Origin of the sequence: Petrimonas mucosa, assembly GCF_900095795.1 — a bacterium.
In the GTDB taxonomy this organism is placed as follows: domain Bacteria; phylum Bacteroidota; class Bacteroidia; order Bacteroidales; family Dysgonomonadaceae; genus Petrimonas; species Petrimonas mucosa.
Genome location: NZ_LT608328.1, coordinates 1,028,427 through 1,053,019, shown reverse-complemented (window position 1 = coordinate 1,053,019; position 24,593 = coordinate 1,028,427). Strand labels below are relative to the sequence as shown.

Annotated in this window: 13 protein-coding genes and 1 pseudogene; 7 read left to right on the top strand and 7 right to left on the bottom strand. The window is 50.9% G+C overall.

Annotated elements, in window-relative coordinates; all coding sequences use genetic code 11:
* Positions 1 to 70: 70 nt before the first annotated feature.
* Entirely contained in the window at positions 71 to 1,261 is a 1,191-nt protein-coding gene (locus tag ING2E5A_RS04140) for a FecR family protein (RefSeq protein ID WP_071136318.1), read from the top strand.
* Here ING2E5A_RS04140 and ING2E5A_RS04135 read toward each other — a convergent pair.
* A complete protein-coding gene (locus ING2E5A_RS04135) occupies positions 1,244 to 2,692 on the bottom strand; it encodes an IS4 family transposase (RefSeq protein ID WP_083373181.1) in 1,449 nt (482 codons plus the stop codon). The genes ING2E5A_RS04140 and ING2E5A_RS04135 overlap by 18 nt on opposite strands.
* Before the next feature lie 345 nt (positions 2,693 to 3,037).
* Between ING2E5A_RS04135 and ING2E5A_RS04130 the strand changes: the two genes are divergently transcribed.
* The 6 genes and pseudogenes from ING2E5A_RS04130 (at position 3,038) to ING2E5A_RS04105 (ending at position 16,468) form a co-directional block, all read left to right on the top strand.
* Positions 3,038 to 6,466: a SusC/RagA family TonB-linked outer membrane protein gene (locus ING2E5A_RS04130; protein ID WP_231960434.1), complete on the top strand. Its 3,429-nt coding sequence runs from the start codon at positions 3,038 to 3,040 to the stop codon at positions 6,464 to 6,466.
* A gap of 15 nt (positions 6,467 to 6,481) precedes the next feature.
* Positions 6,482 to 8,185: a RagB/SusD family nutrient uptake outer membrane protein gene (locus tag ING2E5A_RS04125; protein WP_071136317.1), complete on the top strand. Its 1,704-nt coding sequence runs from the start codon at positions 6,482 to 6,484 to the stop codon at positions 8,183 to 8,185.
* 120 nt (positions 8,186 to 8,305) lie between these two features.
* Positions 8,306 to 9,922 carry an alkaline phosphatase family protein gene (locus ING2E5A_RS04120; protein WP_071136316.1) on the top strand — a complete coding sequence of 539 codons (1,617 nt, stop codon included), beginning with the start codon at positions 8,306 to 8,308 and terminating at the stop codon, positions 9,920 to 9,922.
* 17 nt (positions 9,923 to 9,939) lie between these two features.
* Positions 9,940 to 12,864: a GH92 family glycosyl hydrolase gene (locus ING2E5A_RS04115; protein ID WP_154670024.1), complete on the top strand. Its 2,925-nt coding sequence runs from the start codon at positions 9,940 to 9,942 to the stop codon at positions 12,862 to 12,864.
* Positions 12,865 to 12,870: 6 nt separating this feature from the next.
* Positions 12,871 to 14,814: an alkaline phosphatase gene (locus ING2E5A_RS04110; protein WP_071136315.1), complete on the top strand. Its 1,944-nt coding sequence runs from the start codon at positions 12,871 to 12,873 to the stop codon at positions 14,812 to 14,814.
* Between the two features lie 76 nt (positions 14,815 to 14,890).
* Positions 14,891 to 16,468, top strand: a pseudogene (locus ING2E5A_RS04105) (MGH1-like glycoside hydrolase domain-containing protein).
* A gap of 6 nt (positions 16,469 to 16,474) precedes the next feature.
* On the opposite strand, the gene recG reads toward ING2E5A_RS04105, so the two are convergent.
* The 6 genes from recG to ING2E5A_RS04075 form a co-directional block, all read right to left on the bottom strand.
* Entirely contained in the window at positions 16,475 to 18,565 is a 2,091-nt protein-coding gene (recG, locus tag ING2E5A_RS04100) for an ATP-dependent DNA helicase RecG (RefSeq protein WP_071136314.1), read from the bottom strand.
* 9 nt (positions 18,566 to 18,574) lie between these two features.
* Positions 18,575 to 19,855 (bottom strand): serine hydroxymethyltransferase, encoded by a 1,281-nt coding sequence (gene glyA / locus ING2E5A_RS04095; RefSeq protein WP_071136313.1) that lies wholly within the window; start codon positions 19,853 to 19,855, stop codon positions 18,575 to 18,577.
* Between the two features lie 122 nt (positions 19,856 to 19,977).
* Positions 19,978 to 20,481 (bottom strand): NADH-quinone oxidoreductase subunit NuoE family protein, encoded by a 504-nt coding sequence (locus ING2E5A_RS04090; RefSeq protein ID WP_071138183.1) that lies wholly within the window; start codon positions 20,479 to 20,481, stop codon positions 19,978 to 19,980.
* A gap of 56 nt (positions 20,482 to 20,537) precedes the next feature.
* Positions 20,538 to 22,319, bottom strand: a complete 1,782-nt coding sequence (locus tag ING2E5A_RS04085; protein WP_071136312.1) for an NADH-dependent [FeFe] hydrogenase, group A6 — start codon at positions 22,317 to 22,319, stop codon at positions 20,538 to 20,540.
* A 13-nt stretch (positions 22,320 to 22,332) separates the two neighbouring features.
* Positions 22,333 to 24,165, bottom strand: coding sequence for an NADH-quinone oxidoreductase subunit NuoF (locus tag ING2E5A_RS04080; protein WP_071136311.1), 1,833 nt, complete (start codon positions 24,163 to 24,165; stop codon positions 22,333 to 22,335).
* Positions 24,166 to 24,181: 16 nt separating this feature from the next.
* Positions 24,182 to 24,583 (bottom strand): (2Fe-2S) ferredoxin domain-containing protein, encoded by a 402-nt coding sequence (locus tag ING2E5A_RS04075; protein WP_071136310.1) that lies wholly within the window; start codon positions 24,581 to 24,583, stop codon positions 24,182 to 24,184.
* Positions 24,584 to 24,593: the final 10 nt, after the last annotated feature.

Sequence of the window (24,593 nt, the reverse complement as noted above, 5' to 3'; positions counted from 1 at the left end):
ATTTATTCACGCAAGTGATCTAATCAGATTTGCCTTGCTCCTGTTAAGGGAGGTAATTGTAAGACGAAAAATGTGCGCAAAAACAGACAGATTAGGATTTCTCCGTTACCTTAAAGACGAGAAATTCATCGAATGGAAATTATTATCCTCCGATGAATTGTCCGCATATTGGGAAGAATATCTGAAGAACAATCCCGATGAAGCGCAGCATTTGGCTCTGGCCGATGAGCACTTCAAAAAAGTGCGATTGTCGTCATACAACCTCTCCCCCGAGGAGAGAAGGGCCAGGATAGCGCTCATGGAACAGGCCCTCAACAAGTTACAGATCAAAAGAAGAGTCCTTCGTCTCTCCTATGCCGTTGCCGTCTCCATCTCACTCCTTGTCCTGTCGGTGCTTTACATTAAGAACATCCGGGAAGAGGCGAAAGAGAGCGTTCCATTCACCAATTTCATCGTTGGAAACGAGCTGCAGTCAGAAAACATTCAGCTGGTCGCGGACGACCAAACCTACTCGTTCCAAGAGAACATCGACATCGAGATCAGTGATGACGGGGCAGTAAACATCGAGAGAGCCGGCCAGAACTGGAAGAGATTGATCATTGACAAGAAGGCAATGAACCGGCTGATAGTCCCCTACGGAAAACGGTCCACCCTCTCTCTCTCCGACGGCAGCAAGATCTGGTTCAATTCCGGTTCCGTAGTTGAATTTCCAACTCTCTTTTCGGGTGACAGCCGTGAAATCAGACTGGCATCGGGAGAAATCTACATTGAGGTTGAGCCCTACAAAAGAAACTCATTCTATGTACGCACCGCCAATTTCCACATCAAGGTCTACGGCACTAAGTTCAACGTGTCGGCCTATGCCAATGCATCGCCATCGGTTGTTCTAGTTGAGGGAAGTGTCGGTCTGTTATCCAACTACGGGGAGGAGGTAAACCTCCTGTCCAATGATCAGGCCATCTATTTGCCTGACGGCACCTTCAATACGCGACAGGTGGATGTAAGCCATCATATCAGTTGGAAAGATGGCTATTTATTGTTCGAGGAGACCCCCATGTCGGAAGTATTGAGACAGATCGAGAAAAACTACAATCTCTCGTTCAATTACGAAAAGGATGTCTCATTGAAGGAGTTGACCTGCACCGGCACGATCATCCTTTCGGAAAATCTGGACAATGTAATGACAACCATCGCCCTGCTCACCTCAACAAAATATATTAAGGAATTCAAGTTTCGCAAGTTGCTAACTTGCCGATTTTAGTTCATAAAAGTTGATAAAGTGAGCCAGATTATCCGATTTATTAATGATTGCATCGAAGATCTCTTCCTCTTCAATGGAGAAGATCCCGGTCATGATTTTCACCATTTCAAGGATAATGCCCCATATCCTCTCCGTTACGGAGAGCTCCATGCCAGAGTGTTGCACATCCCTGAAGATTCCGCCAATGGTCTCATAACTGGTGAACCTTTTAGCCAGGGAAAGCAAATTGTATTGCAATGCCGTGATCGTGGTTGCGGCAAGCTGCGCCGCGAAGTTCCGGGATTGACACTTGCCCATACCCAGCAACCCCTTGGTTTCCTTGAAGAAGACCTCGAGGGACCAACGCATGGCATAAATCCGATAGGCTTCCAGGAACTCCAGGGAGAGGTTGGTCGTCATTATTCCATTCCAGGACTCCTTTTTTCTCTTCACAAAATAGAGACGTACATCTGTGCCTGCAAAGCGAACGTCAGCGGTAATATACTGACAACCAAGCTTGCGGCTCCTTCTGGCTTCACCCCTGGCTTCAAGCAGATTGATCAGTGCCCGGGCGGTGAGTTCCTTCCCTTCAAAACCGTATTTTGTAACTCCCTTCTTCCCAATCTTGATCATACCCAGGTAATGGCACTTGATGTGCCTGTCACGTATGAAGCGAATCACCTCCGAGCAGGTGAACCAGCTGTCGGCAAGCAGGTAGTCAAAGCGGATGCCCTTTCTAATGGCTCGCTTTATCATGGTTATCATCAACTGGATCTTGCTCTCCCCGTACTCTTTTGCCCGCGTTATAACGGGGGAGGCTTCGTCCCTATCCTTGGTATACCGCGATTCGAGCTCCTTGTCGCTCATGCTGAAGTTGTTCTTCCTGCCTTTCTCCCCGAGTATGGCGAAGTCGAGTACGAACTGGCTCTTGCCATCGGTAATGCCCAGGAAGAGAGATTTGAAACCAAGGATCGTCTTGTGTCTCAGGTGGGAATAGACCCTGCCGATGTTTTCAATACGCCTTCCCGTCTTGGGAAAGTCGGTATCGTCCACCATCAGGCAAACAGTTTGATGCTTGTGGTCACTTCTCACGCGAACCTTGTTCCATATTTGAATGGTGAAGTGGTAGAGTATCTTGCGCCAATCATAAATTTCGTTGTTTACGAAACGGTAGAAAACATCCTTTTCGCAGCCAAAGAAGCCGCTTAGGGATGATCGACAATAATTGTAAGGATTCTTGATCATGAAACAGGGGAACATAATTAGCAACTCGAGCACCTGCAGCAGGGAATACTTGCTGTTGCATTTGCTCCTGCTCCCGAAGAGGACCTTCTCCGACATGTTGAAACCTTTTAGCATATCCGTCAGGGTAAAAAGGGCACTGTTTGAATCATCTTTCTTGAAAAAAACGCTGATTTCTGATAAAATGGAGTTACTTTTGTATATCGGCATAGGGCTGTTAGTATTTTTGGTTTTTACGCTTAAATATACTAATAATCTGTGAATTACAGAAGCCTCTGTGCCGTTTTTTTATGCGATTATTTTTACTGAATTTTTACTTGCGAAACTTGAATAAGGAAGATAACAGGATATATATCACCAATAACTTTTAAAATTTTGCAAGCCTATGAAAAGACGATGAAAAATGCCTGAACTAAAAAAGCTGGACGGTAGTGCGAGGACCATCCAGCTAGCGATGTTAATCATTAATTTTATTAACAATTAAAACCATACAAAGATATGAATAAATCCACCAATGAAGCAAACCCCCTCAAGTTTACTAATTTTATCAAGATCATGAAGCTAACCCTATTCTTCCTGTTTTTCAGCATTCTACTCTCTCAGGCTACCAATACTTTTTCCCAGGAGACAGAATTTACACTCCATCTGAAATCAGCGACTATCAAGGAGGTGTGCAAAGAGATGGAAAAGAGTAGCAATTACAGGTTTATTTTTGAAGGCAATGCAAATCGAGCAGCCAACAAAAAGGTTGACCTGAGTGCCAACTCACAGAATATCGAGGAGATCCTGGATGAGCTTTTATCTGGCACAGACCTCTCTTACCGCGTTTTAGACAATCAGGTAGTTGTTTATCGCGACAGAGAAAAAAGAGAGGTTAAAGGGGTCAATAGAAGCGTTACCACTCAAACAGCCCAACAACAGAAAAAGCAGATTACCGGTAGAGTTGTGGATGCACAAGGTATACCGGTCATCGGTGCAAATATATTGGAGAAAGGTACCAGCAACGGTACGGTGACCGATATGGATGGCTACTTCTCGTTGAGTGTGGGCGACAACGTAGTCCTTCATATCTCCTACATTGGGTATATAACACAGGAGGTTGCTGTTGGCAACCGTACCAACATCAACGTTCAGCTGGAGGAGGACACGCAGAGGCTCGAGGAGGTAATTGTACTCGGTTACGGCCTTGCCACCAAACGAAAAGACCTTTCCGCATCGGTCGGAATCGTGGCAGATCCGGAATCATTGGCCATGCGCCCGGTAACCTCTACCCAATCGATGTTGCAGGGGCAGATTCCTGGTGTGACGGTACAGGCAAACGGAGGGTCTCCCACATCTACGCCTAACATTGTTATCCGCGGTCAGGGTTCACAGAACGGTGACGGTGTACTGTGGGTAGTTGATGGTGTACCGGGTGCCCCGATCAACTCACTGGCAGATATCGAAAGCATCGTGGTACTGAAGGATGCCGCCTCGGCAGCTATCTACGGTGCACAGTCGGGTGCCGGCGGTGTTATCATCGTTACCACCAAGAAGGGTCAGAAAGGTGTCTCCGTCAGCTATGATGGACTTATGGGCGTGCGTACTGCAACAAACGTTGTCCAGTCGCTTAACGCCGAACAGCAGATAAAGATGCGTCAGCTCTCGAGCGCCAATTCAGGGGTGGGGCTGGATGCAGGATGGGATGTCAACCTCAACCCATATATCGGGGTTACCCGTACCAACTGGATCGACGAGATCTTCAGGAGCGCACTCTATCACCGCCACAATGTGGTACTCAATTCCGGAACCGACACCTTCAAGAATCGCGTGGGCTTTTCTGCCTCCAAAGATGACGGCGTGCTGGTCGGCACCTATAACAAGTCAATGGGTATCAACTACCGTGGCGACCTTCAGATCAATAAATGGGTGAAAATCACCGAGGATTTCCGCTTCGGCCAATCTGACGACCGGGGAGTCGATACCGATTCCGGCTATTCGGGAGCCATTATCAGCGCCATCTACATGCCACAGAGTGCCGACAAGCATTACTACACCGGCAGCGGTTTCGGTGGTGTCACTACCGAAGATCCCGAATATATTGCCAAGTATGGCAGCAACTACGCCAGCATCCACGGTGATGTGATCAATCCGCTCCGTATTCTCACCGCTGACGACCGCTACAACCGGAACAACAGCTTCTTCACCACCACTGGAATGGAGATCGGCAACATCGTTACGGGCCTCAAGTTCAACAGTAAATTCTCTTTCTATACCAACAGCGGGTTCTACAAGAACTTCAGCCACATGATCACCGAGGTGGGAAAGCCGAACGCATCCAATAGTCTCGAATACAGCACATACAGAAATCAGGGCTGGAAGACGGAGAACACACTAACTTTCGACCGTACTTTCGACAAGCATACCGTGGGAGCTCTTCTCTCCACCACATCCGACTACTACTCCCAGAGAGGATTCTCCGCTACCGGATCAACATTTGCCGACGAGTCGAAAAACCTGCAGTATTTCAATTTTGCAGAAGCCTGGAACAAGCCTTCCGACTACATGACCGGTCCCGATGCGAACGTTGCCCTGATCAGCCGGATCTCCTACAGCTTTGATGACCGATACTTCATGACAGCCTCCTGGCGTCGTGACTACGCAGGTCGTCTTCCGGATGCCAACAACTATGGCGACTTTCCGGCCATTACCGCTGCATGGAAGATCTCCAACGAGGCCTTCTTCAACAGCGAGCTGATAAACCTGCTGAAAGTGCGCGGTTCGTTCGGTCGTGTCGGCAACCTGGGTTCAGTCGGGTACAATTACAAATCCCAGACCCTCAGTTCTGCCGGATGGAACAATCAGAGCCAGCAATACGGTTTTGAATCCGATGCCGGATATACTGGAACTTTCTATTACAATGGCAAGGCACTCAATCCCAAGCTTACCTGGGAGACTTCGGAACAGTTTGATGCAGGACTCGATATCGATATGTTTGCAAACCGACTCTCGATCTCTTTCGACTTCTACAACAAACGGACATACAACCTTATCCAGAGTCAATCTTCAGGATGGCCGGCGTCAATCGGGGTAAGCCCCATGCTGGTCAACCTCGGTGAGATCATGAACCGTGGTTTCGAAGCTCAATTCGGCTGGAAAGACAGGATCGGAAAAGAGTGGTCCTACTTCCTGAGTGCAAATGCCGCATACAACAAGAACTGGGTTGCCGATATCGGTGTTACCACAGGTGATGGGTCCAAAGGTGTCTGGACCGGCGGCGGAGCCTACCGCCAGGTTCCCTATATCTACCAGACCAAGGAGGGTGGACCGCTCAACCAATTCTATATGATAAAATACCTGGGTATTTTCCAAAGCGATGCCGAGGCTCAAGCCTACACAAAAGACGGCGTGATGATCCAGCCCAATGCAAAGGCAGGGGATCTCAAATTTGAAGATTACAATGGCGACGGCAAGATCGACGCATTGGACCGTCAATATGTTGGCAATGCCACGCCAGACTGGACCTATGCATTCAGCGGAGGATTCAGCTGGAAGGATCTCACCTTAAGCTTGATGTTACAGGGTGTTCAAGGTGCACAGGCCGCCTACATGGCCAAATACTCGCTCCTTGGCGATGTGGAAGGGAACTTCAACCGTTCAGTAGATATTCTCGATGCCTGGAGCCCGACCAACACCGACTCGAAGATTCCTCGCCTGAGCAGGTCTGATCCAAACGGCAACTTCACAACACCTTCAACCTGGTATCTTGAGGATGCCTCCTATTTGCGGTTCAAAAACATTACTGTAACTTATGACCTGACAAGAATGATGCGTAAATGTTCTCATTTCCTCGATCGTGGCAGCTCGTTATCGGTCTACTTCAGCGGTGAAAACCTCTTCACAATTACGCCCTACTCGGGAATGGATCCCGAGACCGGTGGATGGGATGCGTTGAAATACCCTGTCTCGAGAGTTCTTTCACTTGGTGTCAAACTTACTTATTAAAAAAGGAGAGTTATTATGAAAAAGATGATATATATGATTGTTGTTGCCGCCGTAACAATGTTATTGGCAGGCTGTAGCGATTTTCTCGATGTTCAGCCGGAAGGGAGTCCCACCACGACCACCTATTTTGCAAACGATGCCCAGGCAATCAACGCCATCAAGGCACTGTATGCCCCCATCTACGATTCCGATGGCGGTTATGGACGGGAAATCTACTGGGAGCAGTGTGCCACCAACATGATGGTTCCCGGCCGTACAAGGAGTTATCCCGGACTCTTTACACTCAACTATTCGGGTGACGAGGGCCCCCTTTCAGACACCTATAATCTCTTCATGGGAATCATTGCCCGTGCCAACTGGGTTGTCAAGGCACTACTCGACAAACAGGCAAAAACCACCCTTACCCCCATCGAGATACGGAGCCTTGGTGAAGCCTACTTTGTCAGGGGATTTCTCCACTTCAGTCTTGCCTACCGCTATGGCAGCAACAGGCAGGGCATTCCTGCAATCAAATATGAAGAGGTGGAAGGTGAATACGACTATTCCATTCCACCACAGCAGGCTACCGTCATGGATAACTACGCCATGATCATTGCCGACTTCGAGAAGGCAAAAGAGTACCTCCCCAGATTTGAGACCTACGGTCCCGATGACCGGGGCAGGGCACACCAGGCAGCAGCTGTAGCCATGATGTCTCGCGTGTATGCCTATTGGGCCACCTGGGACAACACCAAGTGGGACAATGTAATTAGCGTGGTAAATGAGCTGGAAAACAGCTATGGCAGGAGGCTTGCCGATTCTTTCTCCAATCTTTTCTCTGCCGATTTTAAATATTGGTGGGGTCCTGAATATTGCTTTACATTCCCGAGCAATGGAGGCAACGACTGGAAGCGCGGCGGTGTTGAATGGCCGGGCGTTATCCTGGAAAACAAAGGCTGGGGTGTCTTCAACGGCTGGGGTCAATTCAAGCCCACTCAGGACGCTTACGAGGAGTTTGCCAAGGATGGGGAAGAGAACAACGAACGGCTTACCCGGTCGATCCTCAAATATGGCCAGGAGTTCCAGTTCTGGGGTGAAACCCGCCGCTTCTTTTCGGAATCCGACGTCGAGACCGGCTTCCAGATCAATAAGTGGATGGATCCCTTCGGCTATCCGGATGCCATCAATGCTGGCTATGTCAACAACTCGGGCGACTGGCCAACGGCGCGTGTAAACTTCACCGTCATCCGTTTTGCAGACTGTATGCTGCTCAGGGCAGAGGCCAATCTGGCTAAAGGCAACAATTCAGAAGCAGCCAAAGATCTCAACAAGATCCGTGCAAGGGTAAATCTTCCTGAAAATTGTGTAGGTACCTGGGAGGAGCTTTACCACGAACGGTTCTGCGAACTGGCATACGAACCGGTAGCCGACCATCTTGGCGACCTGAAGCGCTGGGCCGTAAGCAGCTACCCGGAGATCAAGGCCCTTGCCATCAAGGAGCTTGAAACTCATCCGAGAGCACGCCACTACTCCGGCTACGTCACCGACCCCAACACGGGCGAAAGTCGGTTTATGGATGGTTACCGGGGCGATCCGGATGGACCCTATACCATCGGTGCATACCTCGATTTTCAGTCTCCTGCCCCCAAATGGGAAGACCACAAGATCTGCTTCCCCTACCCATCCAATGAGATTACAAAAGCAGCAGGTGCCCTGAAACAGAATTACGGATATAATTAGTTTGAACGGATTGAACGGGGCGGATGCAACATTCCGCCCCATTCAGTCCCTTTTTTCTCCCTGCAGGTCAATCATGAGTCAGGAACAGGCCTCTCCTCATATTTATCTAAAAAGATCAACATGAAACATTTGCTTACCATATCAACCATCATTGCTGCACTCTTTTTAACAGGCTGTTGCAACAAGAATGAAAATACTCCCCGTGCAAAACATGTAATTTTTCTTGGATTCGATGCCATGAGCTCGATCGGTATCCAACGGGCCACAACCCCCACCTTCAACTATCTCATCGAGAATGGTGCAGTGTCGCTCGACACGCGTTGCGTAAGGGAAACTTCCAGCAGCCAGAACTGGATGTCCATGGTTACCGGTGCACCCATCGAGATGCACGGAGTTACAGGAAACGACTGGGAAAGAGACAACTACTCCATCGAACCGGCGGCAAGGAACTCCATTGGACTTTTTCCCACGATGTTCGATGTGATACGGGAACAGAAACCCGACGCAAAGATGTACGCCTATATTGAGTGGAGTGGAGAGACACGCATGTACGACATGACGGTCTTCGACAAGGCGCTCTATTCAAACAAGGAGAAGGGCTATAGCGCAGACGAACTGCTTCAGCAGGCATTTGCCGATTATCTGGCCGACGAACCCGAACTGCTGTTTGTATCCATCGACATCACTGATCACCAGGGTCATGAAACCGGCCACGAAAGCCAGGAGTATTTCGACTGTATCAGCCATATGGACAAACAGGTGGGCGAGTTTGTAAAGAAACTTGAGGAGAGGGATATGCTCAAGGACGCCGTTATCATCATTACTGCCGATCATGGAGGAATCCACTATGGCCATGGCGGTGATTCGATGGAGGAGCTGCAGATCCCGGTTATCATGTATGGAAAAGGTGTTACCAAAGGGAAGTTCATGGCACACGCCAACATGATCTACGACAATGCAGCTACCGTTGCCGGGCTTCTCGGGGTGGAACTGCCACGTGAATGCAGAGGCCGCTTCATGCAGGAGGCATTTGAACCCAAAACCGATCTCTGCTACGTCCCCGTTCCGCTGATTCACCCCTTCAAGGGTGTTGTGGACAAAGGTGAAAAGGTGACCATCACCGTCGATACCGAAGGTGCGGAGATCTATTATACACTCGATGGAACTGCTCCTACGAAAGAATCGATCCGGTACACCGGACCGTTTGAGTTGAAAGAGAGCTGTACCATCCAGGCCATTGCCTACAAAAACGGCAACTACAGTCTGGTAGCGAGCAATTTTCTCTATACAGCCGTTCCGGAAGGTGAGGCATCCATAGAGTATAAACTTTACAAGAACTACAATGAGAAGAAGCTTCCCGATTTCACCAAATTTGGCAAGGCCGATGCCGTCGGTTATCTCCATGCGTTCACCCTCAACGGACTTCCAGTTGCCGAGACAGAAGATCACTATGCAGTCATCTTCTCTTCCACCCTACAGATAGACGAGGCAGGGAGATACAAGTTTGAACTTGCATCGGATGATGGCTCCAGACTGATCATCGACGGCAAGGAGATCATCAACAACGACGGGTCGCACTCCCGTACAACCAAGTACGGAGTGGCCGATCTGACATCGGGTTCGCATATCATCAAGGTGGAGTATTTCGAGGATCATGGCGGTCAGTCGCTGGAACTTCGCTATGCTCCGGAGGGCAAGACACCACGCCCCATATTCCCGTCAGAACTGAAACGTTAGAGTCAAAAAGGTAGTCAATGATGAAAAAAATTGCATTGGGTTGGCTGTTATTGCTGCTCCTTCCAGGTTGTATCGGCAACATGGCGGTAGACCCGATAGATTATGTTGACCCCTTTATCGGTACAGGGGGCCATGGTCATACCTATCCAGGGGCAACATCGCCCTATGGTGCTGTTCAACTGAGTCCCGACACCCGGAGGGACAATTGGGATGCATGTGCCGGATACCATTACAGCGATTCAACCATCATCGGGTTTTCCCATACTCACCTGAGTGGCACCGGAGCCATCGACCTGGGAGACATTCTCTTTCATCCCACCTCCAGGGCAATGGACAACGGAGCCGAACACTACACTCCCGAACCCATTGGTTTCTCCCACAAGGATGAGAAGGCTACACCCGGATATTACTCCGTCAATTTCCGGAAAGAGGGAATACTGGCCGAGATGACGGCATCAACCTATGCCGGTGTCCATCGCTACACTTTCAGGAAGGGTTTACCGGCATCGCTTGTAATCGACATGAAGCATCTGCTGACCAGGGATGAGTTGATCGATACGCTCTCGATACGCGGAAGCGGACCCAATGAGATTGCAGGCATGCGGATAACCAGCGGCTGGGTGCAGGATCAGCCAGTCTACTTTGTGGCACAGTTCTCACAACCCTTCAAGAACTTATATATCCCTGAAGATCATTCTCGGGCCGTTGCCCAGTTCGGGCAATCCGACGGTACTCCGTTGGTGGTCAAGGTGGGGCTCTCTATTGTCAGCGAGGAGAATGCACGCCGGAACCTTGAAGATGATATCGACGGATACGATTTCGATGCCGTATACAGGGAGACCAGGAACAGGTGGAACGAGGAGTTGAAGCAGATCGTGGTTGAGAGTAAAAACAGGGATCAGTTGAAGAATTTCTATACTGCGATCTACCGGGCTAAAGTTGTTCCCAACATCATGAGCGACGTAAATGGCCAGTACCGCAGACACGACAAGCAGATTGCATCTACAGACAAATCATTCCGCTATTTCTCCACGCTATCCCTTTGGGATACCTTCAGGGCATGGCATCCATTGATGACGCTTATCGATACCGTACTGGTCAACGACATCATTCGCTCGATGCTGGTCATGTATGATGCCACCGGTGAACTGCCCATCTGGCCGCTCTCCTCCGGTGAAACCGGAACCATGATCGGATACCACTCGGTTTCAGTCATTGCAGATGCGTTCAATAAAGGGATCCTGGATCCTGACATCAATATCCGGGAAGCTTTTCGAGCCATGAAGATCTCTTCCGAGGTGAACCGGAAAGGAGCTTCAGATTATATCCGTAACGGTTTTATTCCGGCAAACAAGAAGCGGGAGTCGGTCTCCTGCCTGTTGGAGTTTGCATACGATGACTGGTGCATCTCACGTGTGGCGCAGCAGTTGGGATATGAACAGGATGCCGAGACCTACTTTAACCGATCACTCTCCTATATCAACGTGTTCGATGGGGAAACAAAATTTTTCAGGGGTAAACGGTCGGACGGCAATTGGGAGTCGCCCTTCAATCCCTTTGCCCCGGGACGCTCCTATACCGAGGCTACCGCATGGCAATACCGCTATTTTGTTCCTCACGATGTAAATGGCATGGTGCAACTGTTTGGAGGTGAGAATGAGTTTGAGGCTGCTGTCGACGAGCTGTTCGCCGCCGAAGAGCGTGTCGACGGGGAGATGGCCGATATTACCGGCATGATCGGTCAATATGTACAGGGTAACGAGCCTAGCCATCATATGGCGTACCTCTATAATTATGTCGGAGCACCCTGGAAAACGCAATATTGGACCCGCAGGATCCTGAAGGAGCTCTATCAACCAACTCCCGACGGATTGAGCGGAAATGAGGATTGCGGCCAGATGTCGGCATGGTATATCCTGAGCAGTTTGGGCATCTACCCCCTCTGTCCCGGTTCAAACCAGTTCCTCCTTACAACTCCCCTGTTTGAAAAGGCAGAAATCGGGCTGGCAAACGGGAAGCGTCTAATCATCACGGCCAACGATCGGGAGAGGAACATATATATCAACAAGGTGATCCTAAACGGACACATCATTGAAAATAACTACATTACCTATACCCAGTTAATGGAAGGCGGGGAACTCACCTTCGAGCTCTCCGACGAACCAAACAGGGAGAGAGGAACATCACCCGAAACATTTCCGGCCTCATTGACCACCGAGAAGGTCGTCTCCATCCCATATACCACGAAAGATCTCTATCTCTTTCAGAATGAGATAGAGGTAACACTGGGCACCGCAACCGAAGGCGCCCAGATCTACTACACCCTGGATGGAACCGAACCCGATAAAAATGCGTTGCTCTACAGAGGTCCATTTAAAATATCCAATTCGACACTCATCAAGGCAAAAGCATTCAAGGAGGGGTATACCCCAAGCAACACTTTTTCGATCGATGCTACAAAAGCCCGATTCAGAAAGGCACTGCATCGGGAAGAGAGGGAGCAAGGGGTGGTTTACACCTATCACGAAGGGGTTTTCAGCTCTGTGGCTGATCTCCTGAAATCGAAAGTGGTAAAAAAGGGGAAGCTGAGATCGCCCTCCATTGAGCATGCAGAGCGTGAAAACCATTTTGGATTTACCTTTCAAGGATTACTATGGGTTCCGGAAGACGGGGTGTATGATTTCATGACACAATCTGACGATGGGTCGGTCCTGTTCATCGGCAATGAACTGGTGGTTGACAATGATGGATCGCATGCCGCGATTACCGCCAGTGGGAGCATAGCCCTCGAAAAGGGATTTCACGCCTATCAACTGATCTATTTCCAGGATTATGAAGGCAAAAGTCTCCGTTGGGGCTGTAGATTAAAACATAATGGTGATTTTCAGCAGATCCCCGATGAGAATCTTTTTATTGACAATTCAACAACAATCAATCCATAAAATCGTATGCAAAGAAGCCGAAGATACAGAACTGCCTTTTTGATGCTGCTCGTTGCCGTGCTCTTCTACCCCTCCTATTCGCAGAGCGTTCAGAAGATACACTCCCACAACGACTACTGGCAACTTGTCCCCTTCTACCAGGCCTATTCACAACGTGTCTCTTCAATTGAGGCGGACATCTACTACCAGGATGGCATGTTGCTTGTGGGGCACGACACGAAGGAGCTCAGGAAGGAGAACACACTGAAACGACTCTATATCGATCCCATCGTGGAGCAGTTTGCCAAACATGATGGCAGGGCATGGCCAAATTCTGATCAGCCCCTGATATTGATGATCGACATCAAGACATCTGCAGAGCCAGCCCTGAGCAGTATCATTGCTCTGCTCAGCGAGCATCCTGCGGTTTTTGATCCGGCAGTCAATCCATATGCCGCCACGGTGGTGATTTCGGGTAATGCTCCCCAACCGGAGGAGTTTCACCGATATCCATCGATCGTCTCGTTTGATGGAAGGTTTGAAGAAGAGTATACCCAGTCTCAACTGGAGAGGATTGCGATGATCAGCGCCCCATTCGACGACTATGCGCGATGGAACGGAAAAGGGAGCATGATAAAGCAGGAAAAGGAGAAGGTTCAACAAGCCATTGCCGAGGCACACAAATTGAATAAACCGATCCGTTTCTGGGGTTGCCCCGATGGCGTTACCGCATGGAATACCTTCCACCAGATGGGTGTTGACTTTATCAATACCGACCATGTGGAGCGGTGTGCCGACTTCTTCAAAAACATCGGCGACATAAACTACTCCATTGAGGATAACAATCGGGAGGCCTCATCCCTGAAACGGACAAAGATGTTAGATAAAATCACTGTAGGATTCGAGGGGTTCGACCCCGAAAATATCCGGCTTTCCCACTATGTACCGCTCTATACACCCTCTTACCGAAACGACGGAGAAAGGAGAAAAATAAAAAATGTAATCCTGCTAATTGGCGACGGAATGGGTCTGAACCAGATTGCTGTTGCCCGAACCGTCAACAGGGGGTTGACCATGTTAAAGATGAGGTTCACAGGTTTGCAGACCAACAGTCCGTTGGATAGCTACACCTCCGACTCGGCTGCTGCAGGCAGTGCACTGGCAACAGGCAAGCCTCACAACAACAGGCATATTGCCATGAATGATGACGGAACGGAAAACAGATCGATCACCGATTATGCCATCGCAAAGGGTATGGCAACAGGAGTGGTCACATTGGGAAACATTGCGGATGCAACACCTGCCGCTTTTTACGGCCACAGCAGGGAACGGGACAGCTCCGATCTGATTACCCGCTATCTCCTGGAGAAGAGGATCAACCTGGTGGTCGGCGGCGGAACATCGGTCTTTACCAAACGCCGGGATGGTCTTGATATCGACTCCTTCATGGAGAAGTACCAGGTCATCCACGATACAAAACAGATCGATCAGCTCGACGGCAGCGTGCTCTGTATCGACAACCTGCTGGAGAAAGCAGCAACCGAGGAGACAATCGGACTGCTGGCCAGGGTGACCAGAAGTGCGGTCAACAAACTGGCCAGGGAGAGCAAGAGAGGGTTTTTCCTGATGGTGGAGGGAGCAAAGATCGACTATGCCGGCCACTCAAATTCACTGGCAGGGGCTGTCAGCGAGATGCTCAGTTTCGATCTTGCCGTAGCCGAGGCGCTGAAGTTTGCAGACAGCAACGGTGAGACCCTGGTGGTGGTTACCGCCGATCACGAAACGGGGGGACTTGTACTGGTGGACGGGGATCAGGAAAAAGGGCTGGTTACCGCCCGGTTCACCACAGATGACCATACTCCCGCCATGCTACCGGTATTTGCCTATGGACCGGGAGCAAAGCACTTTATCGGCACCTACCAGAATTACGAAGTGGCAGGGAAGATCATGGAGTTGCTTCAGTTGAAATGATCAATCTATAATCAACATGTTATCAATAAATCAGTCAGGAATGAAAACAACAAAATTGGTTTTACTGGTCAGTTGCATGATGTTCCTGTGCTTAACCGCCTATGCGCAGGAGGAACAGGAGGAGTTGGTGGAATATAAATTGCCCTAAAAGAATACCTACGTCAAGGAGGCATTGGTCGCCGAAAACGAGTTCCGGGTTGCACCACAGGAACGTATAATACCCGGGAGTTACGAAGAGGCAAAAAAAATTCTTCCCATCCCATTCTGGACAAATCATGAAAAAGAGATCGAGATGTACTGGAAAGCATGGGAGATTGCCATCGGAAATATACGTCAGCCACTGCCCGGCTCGGGATTTGTCACGCCTTACCTGGATACGGCCTACAACGGGAATATTTTCATGTGGGATTCCGCATTCATGATGATGTTTGCCCGGTATGGCTTCCGCTTTTTCCCCTTCCAGAAAACCCTCGATAATTTCTATGCCAAACAACATCCCGACGGTTTCATCTGCAGGGAGATCATGCGAAACGGTGCCGACTGCTTCGAACGGTATGATCCGGTGAGTACGGGACCCAACCTGTTGCCTTGGGCGGAGATACTCTACTACAAGCAGTTTGGCGACAGGGAACGGTTAAACAGGGTCTTTCCCGTACTCTGTGCCTACTACAAATGGCTAAAACTGAACCGGACGTGGCCAAACGGAACCTATTGGTCGAGCGGATGGGGAACAGGGATGGACAACATGCCCAGGGTGAGAAGTGAATACAGCATGATATATAGCCACGGCCACATGGTTTGGCTCGACACCAATCTTCAGCAGATCATGACGGCAGGCATTCTCCTTGAAATGGGGCTTTACCTGGAGCGTTGGCAGGAGATTGAAGAGTTTGAGGATGAGATAAGGTTTCTGACCGATTACATCCAGAAAAACCTGTGGGACGAAGAGAGCGGGTTTCTCTATGATCAATATGCCGATGGGACGCTTTCAACGACAAAAGGGATCATTGCATACTGGGCGCTACTCACCGATGTCCTGAACAAGGAGCAGACAGACCGGCTGGTAGAAAAATTAACCGACAAGGATAGCTTCAACCGTCCTCACCGGGTACCGTCACTCTCGGCAGACCATCCCAAATACAACGATCGGGGCCGTTACTGGCAAGGCGGGGTCTGGCCAGGCGCCAACTATATGGTGATCAATGGACTCTACCAGAAAGGGTATACCGAGCTGGCCAATGAGATAGCAGCCAACCACTACCGGTCGGTGTTTGAAGTGTACAAAAATACAGGCACCTTCTGGGAGTACTATGCACCCGAAGCCATTGAACCGGGATTCATGGCCCGAAAGGATTTTGTGGGGTGGACGGGGTTGCCCCCCATTGCCGTCTTTATCGAATATATCCTCGGCATCAAGTCAGACTTTTCGGAGAATATGCTGACCTGGGATATTGTGCAGACCGAAGCTCATGGAATCAGCAACTATCCGTTCGGACCGGAAGGAACTGTCTCATTGAAGGTGAGTGAGCGGAAGAATCAGGGAGAAGTACCCAGAATCACGGTTGAGTCGACCGTTTCATTCAAGATGAGAATCAACTGGGGTAAGGGACAAACCAGAGAGGTAGAGATTAAACCGGGCACCCAGACCATCTAGGAGAGATCAACTGATTCTTCCCCAGTCGTACCGGTTCCCGCCCAGGCGGCTAAGCTGCTGTTTCAACACCAGATGTTGCGGTTGCGAGAGTTTCGGATCGTCGGCGATGATGGTCTCTGCAATTTCCCGGGCACGGTAGAGGATGGCATTATCCCTGACCAGGTCTGCAATCCGGAGGTTGAAAGGAATTCCACTCTGCTGTGTACCCTCCAGGTCACCCGGACCGCGCAGTTTCAGATCGGCCTCGGCAATAACGAAACCGTCGTTGCTCTCGGTCATGATCTCCATCCGCTTTCGGGTATCGGCAGAGAGTTCATAAGGGGTGATCAGGATACAGTAGGACTGGTCGGCACCACGCCCTACCCTGCCTCGCAGCTGATGTAGCTGCGACAGGCCAAAACGCTGGGCACTCTCGATCACCATGACCGAGGCGTTGGGCACGTTGACTCCCACCTCAATGACGGTGGTGGAGACCATGATTTGCGCCTGGTTGTTCACAAACTGACGCATCACCTCCTCCTTCTCGGCAGGTTTCATGCGTCCGTGCATCTTGCAGACGGTAAATTCCGGGAAAGCCTCCCGGATATGGAGAAATCCCTCTTCCAGGTTTTTCAGGTCGAGCGTCTCGCTCTCCTCGATCAGTGGGTAGACGATATAGGCCTGTCTCCTGGCACCGATCTGTTCCCGGATAAACTGATAGAGCGCCCCCCGGTTCTTGTCGTACCGATGCACCGTCTTTACCGGCTTACGGCCGGGCGGCAGCTCGTCGATAACGGAGAGATCGAGGTCGCCATAAAGCGTCATGGCCAACGTTCGGGGAATAGGGGTAGCCGTCATCACCAGCACATGTGGAGGATGTTCGCTTTTCGTCCAGAGCTTTGCACGTTGTGCCACCCCGAAACGGTGCTGCTCGTCGATCACCACAAAACCGAGGTTCCGGAACTGCACCTCATCCTCAATGAGGGCATGAGTCCCGATAAGGATATCGATGTCGCCGGTCAGCAACCCGGCATGGATCTCCTGTCGCTCTCTCTTTTTCGTCGATCCCGTCAACAGCGCCACGTTGACCTTCAGCTCCGAAAGTAACCGGGAGAAGGTCTCGAAATGTTGTGCCGCCAGGATCTCGGTGGGGGCCATCAGGCACGATTGAAAACCGTTGTCCATGGCAATCAGCATACACATGACCGCAACAAGTGTTTTTCCGCTGCCCACATCCCCCTGGAGCAGTCGATTCATCTGCTTACCCGAAGCGGTATCCTTCCGTATCTCCTTGATCACCCTTTTCTGTGCCTGGGTAAGTTCAAAGGGGAGATGTTTCCGGTAAAAGGTATTCAAGTATTTCCCAACCCGGCTGAACAGAAAACCGTTCAGTCTCGCTTTCCGGTCTGCCGCATACCTGACAATGTTGAGCTGGATAAAGAAGAGCTCCTCGAATTTCAACCTGAACTCAGCATCACGGAGCAACAACGGATTCTTCGGAAAGTGGATATTTTCAATGGCATCGTGAAACGGGATCAGGTTTGCCATCTTCACCACATCGGCAGAGAGAGTCTCCTCCAGGCGCCCCTTCACCATGCCCAAGGCATTCCCGATGATCTTCTGCATCGCCTTGGAATTGAGGGAGTGCTCTTTCATCTTCTCCGTGGTGTTGTACATCGCCATCAACCCGTCGGGCCGGTCGGCCTCGCTCATGTACGGATCGATATCGGGATGGGCAATGTTCCAGCGGTTGTTGAAAAGGGTTGGCTTCCCAAAGACAATATACTCCTGATTGACCTTGTACCTGTTTTCCACATACCGGATTCCCTGAAACCAGACCAGGTCGATAAATCCGGTACCGTCGGTAAAGTGCGCGACAAGTCTCCGCTTCCTGCCTTCACCAAAGGTTTCAAAAGCGGTAATCCGGCCTTTTAGCTGGATATAGGGCATGGAGCCGTCGATCTCGTGGATATAATAGATCCGGCTCCGGTCGATATAGCGATAAGGATAATAACGTAACAGATCCCCCAGCGTAAAGAGGTCAAGCTCTTTGTTCAGGATCCCTGCACGCTTGGGGCCCACACCCGGGACAAACTGGATATCGGTCTGGAGGATCATGCTGCTATCCTACCATGCGAATAACGGGAACTGCTTCATGGTGGCGTTCACCTTCTCACGTACCGACGCTATCCTCTTCTCGCTTTCCACATTGGCAAGTACCGTGTCGATCATCTCGACAATCTCACCCATCAGCGACTCTTTCGCCCCACGGGTTGTGATTGCCGGTGTTCCGAAACGCAATCCGGATGTCTGGAACGGACTGCGGCTATCAAACGGCACCATGTTCTTGTTGGTGGTGATATCTGCCTCCACAAGCGCCTTCTCGGCCACCTTCCCGGTCAGGTCGGGAAATTTTGTACGCAGATCCACCAGTACAATGTGATTGTCCGTTCCACCCGACACCACCTTGTATCCTTTATCTGCGAATGCCTGAGCCATCACCGCCGCATTCTTCTTCACCTGCGACTGGTAGGTCTTGAATTCGGGCTCCAATGCTTCACCAAACGAGACTGCCTTGGCCGCAATGACATGCTCCAGCGGACCGCCCTGCATTCCGGGGAATACGGCAGAGTCGAGCAACGCCGACATCATCTTCACCTCTCCTTTCGGTGTCTTCAGGCCCCACGGATTCTCGAAATCCTTACCCATAAGGATGATACCGCCTCGCGGACCACGCAAGGTCTTATGGGTTGTGGAGGTTACGATATGGGCATGTTTGAGCGGGTTGTTCAGCAGTCCGGCAGCAATCAGACCGGCAGGATGTGCCATATCCACCATAAAGATGGCTCCGATCTCATCGGCTACCTTACGGATACGGGCATAGTCCCATTCACGCGAGTAGGCCGAGGCACCTGCAATGATCAGTTTCGGGCGTTCAGCGCGGGCCACCGATTCAAGTTGATCGTAATCCACATGCTGGTCATCTTCCTTGACATTGTACTCCAATGCCTGAAACATCAGACCGGAAAAGTTTACCGGCGAACCGTGCGAGAGGTGTCCACCATGCGAAAGGTTGAGTCCGAGAAACTTATCGCCCGCTTTCAAACAAGCCAGAAAGACCGCCGCATTTGCCTGCGCACCCGAGTGCGGCTGTACATTGGCCCATTCGGCGTTGAACAGCTTCTTCAGGCGATCGATGGCCAGCTGTTCACCCAGGTCTACCACCTCGCAACCGCCATAGTAGCGTCTACCGGGATACCCTTCGGCATATTTGTTGGTGAGGACCGATCCCATCGCCTGCATCACCTGTTCGCTGACAAAGTTCTCCGAGGCGATGAGCTCTATCCCCTTTAGCTGACGCAGCTTCTCCTGTTCTATAATCTCAAAAATCTGTGTGTCTCGTTTCATCTAATGTTGAATTTAGTTAGCAGTTCCAGCGCAAAATTAATCAAAATATAGATGAAAGAGACACATTTCCTTCATTTGCTTCTGGAAAAGTTCACTTCGGCTCCATCCTGTCATCCTGACACCTATTTCCTGTACTCATCCAGAATGTTCTTCACCCCGTCGGGCGAGACACGTCCATAAACACGCTCGCCTACCAACACCACCGGGGCCAGTCCGCATGCCCCCACACAACGCAGGCAGTTGATGGAGAACTTGCCATCCGGAGTGGTCTCACCCACTTTGATCTTCAGCTCCTTCTTGAACTCCTCCAGCACCTTTTCCGCTCCACGCACGTAACAGGCTGTTCCCGTACAGATGGAGACGGGATACTCTCCCTTGGGGATCATGGTAAAGTAGGTGTAAAAGGTTACCACCCCGTAGACATGGGCAACCGAGACCTTCAGGTTGTGAGCGATGACCTCCTGCACTTCTGCAGGCAGGTAACCGAATTGGTGCTGTACTTCATGCAGTATGTTGATCAGTTCGCCCGGATCATTACCCGACGATGCACAGATCCGGTCGATGATTTCGATCTTCTCCTGCGGAAGAGTCACCTTAACCTGCAAGGACTCCCTGTCACCGGGCATGAACTGGAACACTTCGGGTGTAATCTCTGTTTTCTGGCTCATATGTTCTGCTTTAATCAATGATTATTTAACGTAATGGTGATCTCATTGCTCTTTGGAAAATACTCCGTATGGAGCAGACTGTGGGCCCGGGGACTACCCGGTTCGCCAAGAAACTCCTTGTAGAGCCTGATGATCGAAGGATTTTCATGCGACTTGCGAATCCTTTTGCGTTCGTCTGCCATATACAAGGCGGCAGTGCGTCTCTTCAGAATCTCCTCCTTCAGGTGGGTATAGGGTTGACCGCCCCCGCTGATACATCCCCCGGGGCAGGCCATGATCTCGATAGCGTGATACTGCGACCTCCCGGCTCTGACCTCGTCCAATAGCTTCCGGGCATTGCCCAGTCCGTGAGCAATCCCGATATTCAGCTTCAGTCCGTCGAAGTCGACCGTTGCTGAACGGATACCCGCCATGCCGCGCAGTTCGTGAAACTCCACCCTGTCGAGACTCCTCCCCGTATAGAGCTCGTAGGCCGTCCGGCAGGCTGCCTCGATAACCCCGCCGGTGTTTCCGAAGATGACGCCCGCTCCCGACGATTCTCCCAGAGGATCGTCATACTCCTCGTCGGGCAATCCGGGAAAGTCGATGTTCGCCTGCCTGATAAAGGCGGCCAGCTCTCGGGTTGAGATCGAATAATCGACATCGGGATTTCCATCCACCTTGAACTCGTCGCGCTGACACTCATACTTCTTGGCCAGGCAGGGCATTATGGAAACCACAACCAGATCCTCCCGCTTCACACCGATCTTCTCGGCAAAATAGGTTTTGGCAATGGCACCGAACATCTGTTGCGGTGATTTTGCCGTTGAAGGTACATCCAGCAGATCGGGGAAGTTATGTTCGAAAAAGTTCACCCAGCCGGGACAGCAGGAGGTCAGCAACGGAATCCGCACATTGGGATCACCTGCCAGATACCCTTTGATCCTGTTCAGCAGCTCCGTTCCCTCCTCCATGATGGTGAGGTCTGCACCGAAGTCGGTATCGAAAACGTAGTCGAACCCCAGGCGACGGAGGGCGGCCACCAACTTGCCGGTAACCAGGGTTCCCGGCTCCATGCCAAACTCCTCTCCCAACGCTGCACGCACGGCAGGAGCAGTCTGCACCACTACCGTCTTCTTCGGATTGGAGAGTGCCTGAAGCACCTCATAACTGTGATCCACTTCGGTAAGCGCACCCGTAGGGCATACCGAGACACACTGTCCACAGTAGGTGCAGGGCGATTTTTCCAGATTCATCTCGAAGGCCGGTGCCACCACCGCCATAAATCCCCGGTTGACTGCCGAGAGTGCCCCTACGGTCTGCACGTCGTTACAGACCATCTCACAGCGCCGGCACAATATACATTTGTCCACATCCCGGATGATGGAGGGGGAGGTATCTTTCCTGTAACGCGACTGTTCACCGGCGTATGGGAGACTCCTGATACCGAACTGCGTAGCCAGGTGTTGCAGTTCGCACTGCCCCGATTTGGCGCAGACCAGACAATCGAAAGGATGATCCGAAATGATCAGTTGAAGCACTGTCTTGCGCGCGTTAAGCACTCGGATGTTATGTGTGCTTACCACCATCCCCTCCTGTACCTCGGTCACACACGACGGAGCAAGGTTCCTGCGGCCTTCCACCTCCACCACACAGATCCGGCATCCCCCCGGCCTGTTTTCGATTCCCATGTCGCACATCTCGAAATGGCATAGTGTAGGAATCTCGATTCCGGCCCCCCTGGCAGCTTTCAGAATAGTGGTTCCAGGTTCTGCCTCTATCCGCTTGTTATCAATTGTGATTGTTATCTTTCCCATGATTTCTGCTTGTTCAGTTAACTAGTATTGAGACCGTATGCCTGTCGTAATCGCTCTTCAGGCCGATTGCATCAAACTGGCATTTATCCATGCAGCTACCGCACTTGATGCACTTATCCTGATGAATAAAGTGGGTCTGCTTCCTTGCTCCGGTTATGGCGTTGACAGGGCAGACCCTGACACAGGCCATGCAGCCGACACAATTTTCGTCGTCAATCACATAATAGAGCAAGTTTCTGCACTTGCCCGACCGGCACTTCTTATCAACCGCATGCTCCCGGTACTCCTCCGGGAAGTTGTTCAACGTGGAGAGGACCGGATTGGGAGAAGTTTGTCCCAATCCACACAGCGATGTATCCTTGATTACATTGGCGAGGTTGTAGAGCTTCTCCAGATCCTCGCCGGTCCCCTTTCCGTCACAGATCCGCTCCAGGATCTCGTAGAGACGTCTGTTCCCGATACGGCACGGGGCACACTTTCCGCACGACTCCTCCACGATGAAGTCGAGGTAGAATTTTGCAACGGAGACCATGCAGTCATCTTCATCGAGTACGATCATTCCACCCGAGCCCATCATGGAGCCTGCAGCCGTCAGGCTCTCGTAATCAATGGGCGTATCCAGATGCTTTTCGGTCAGACACCCACCGGAGGGTCCGCCGGTCTGTACCGCCTTGAACCGCTTGCCCCCCTTGATGCCACCGCCTATCTCGTAGATAATTTCACGAAGTGTAATTCCCATTGGCACCTCGATCAGTCCCACATTGTTGATCTTCCCGGCAAGCGCAAACACCTTTGTCCCTTTCGACCGCTCCGTTCCAATGGATGAGAACCACTCCGCACCTTTCAGCAGGATAACCGGGATATTGGCAAATGTCTCCACATTGTTCACGTTGGTTGGCTTTCCCAGATACCCCCTCGCTGCAGGAAACGGCGGCTTGTTCGAAGGTTCACCCCGTTTTCCCTCCATCGAGTGGATCAACGCGGTCTCTTCACCGCAGACAAACGCACCGGCACCATAACGGAGATTGATGTCGAACCTGAACCCGGTGCCGAGGATATCCTCGCCCAGCAGGCCATATTCGCGCGCCTGCCTGATGGCGATCTTCAGTCGCTTGATCGCCAGCGGGTATTCAGCACGGATATAGATCAACCCTTTCGTTGCACCGATGCAATATCCGCAGATAGCCATCGCCTCAAGAATGGAGTGCGGATCACCCTCGAGGATCGAACGGTCCATGAAGGCTCCCGGATCACCCTCATCGGCATTGCAAACCACATATTTCTGGTCAGCACTGTTCCTTCTGGCTATCTCCCACTTGATACCGGTGGGGAAACCGGCTCCGCCACGTCCCCTCAATCCCGACCGCTTAATGATCTCGATGGTCTCCTCCGGTGTATGCCGGGTCAGGACCATTCCCAACGCCTGATAGGCGTCGCGGCCAATCGCTTCGTCGATATTCTCAGGGTCGATGATGCCGCAGTTCCGCAGTGCAATACGCAGCTGTTTCTTGTAGAACCCCATCTTTTTAGAATCCAGGATATGCTCCTCCGTCTCCGGGTCGAGATAGAGCAAACGGTGAACGCGACGCCCCTTGATAAGGTGTTCATCCACAATCTCCCGGATATCCTCCGGCTTGACCTCCGTATAGAAGGTATTGTCGGGAAGAATTTTCACAATGGGCCCTCTCTCGCAAAAACCGAAACAACCGGTCTTAATCACCTGCACATCCTCCTTCAACCCCTTTCGGTCCAATTCATCTTTCAACATCTCGTGAATCAGTCCGCTTTGCGACGACTGACAACCGGTTCCTGCGCAAACGAGCAGATGCATCTTGTAATGACTCATGGATATAATTTTTCGGTTAATCGGGTTCAGCAATCGTATTGTAGTTCTGGGGAATAATCCCGTCCACCAGTTCACCTTGCTTGATGTAGTGCTCAATTATCTCATCCACTTTATGGGCATCAACATAACCGAACACGATCGGCTCCTTTCCGGGAAGAGTAATTTCTACAGTGGGTTCCGCAAAACAGTACCCCATACATCCCGTTTGCGTCACAACGGCTTCAATGCCCCGTCTGGGCAACTCCCGCACAAAGAGATCCATCACGATCTTGGCTCCCGATGCAATGCCGCAAGTAGCCATCGCCACTTTCACCTGTACCAGGGAATCGGGTTCTTCAGCCCTTCTTCGCAAATCGATCTCCCTTCTTACCTCCTCCTGTTTGCGTTTCAGATCTGCCAATGTTTTAATTCCTGTCATAATAATAGAT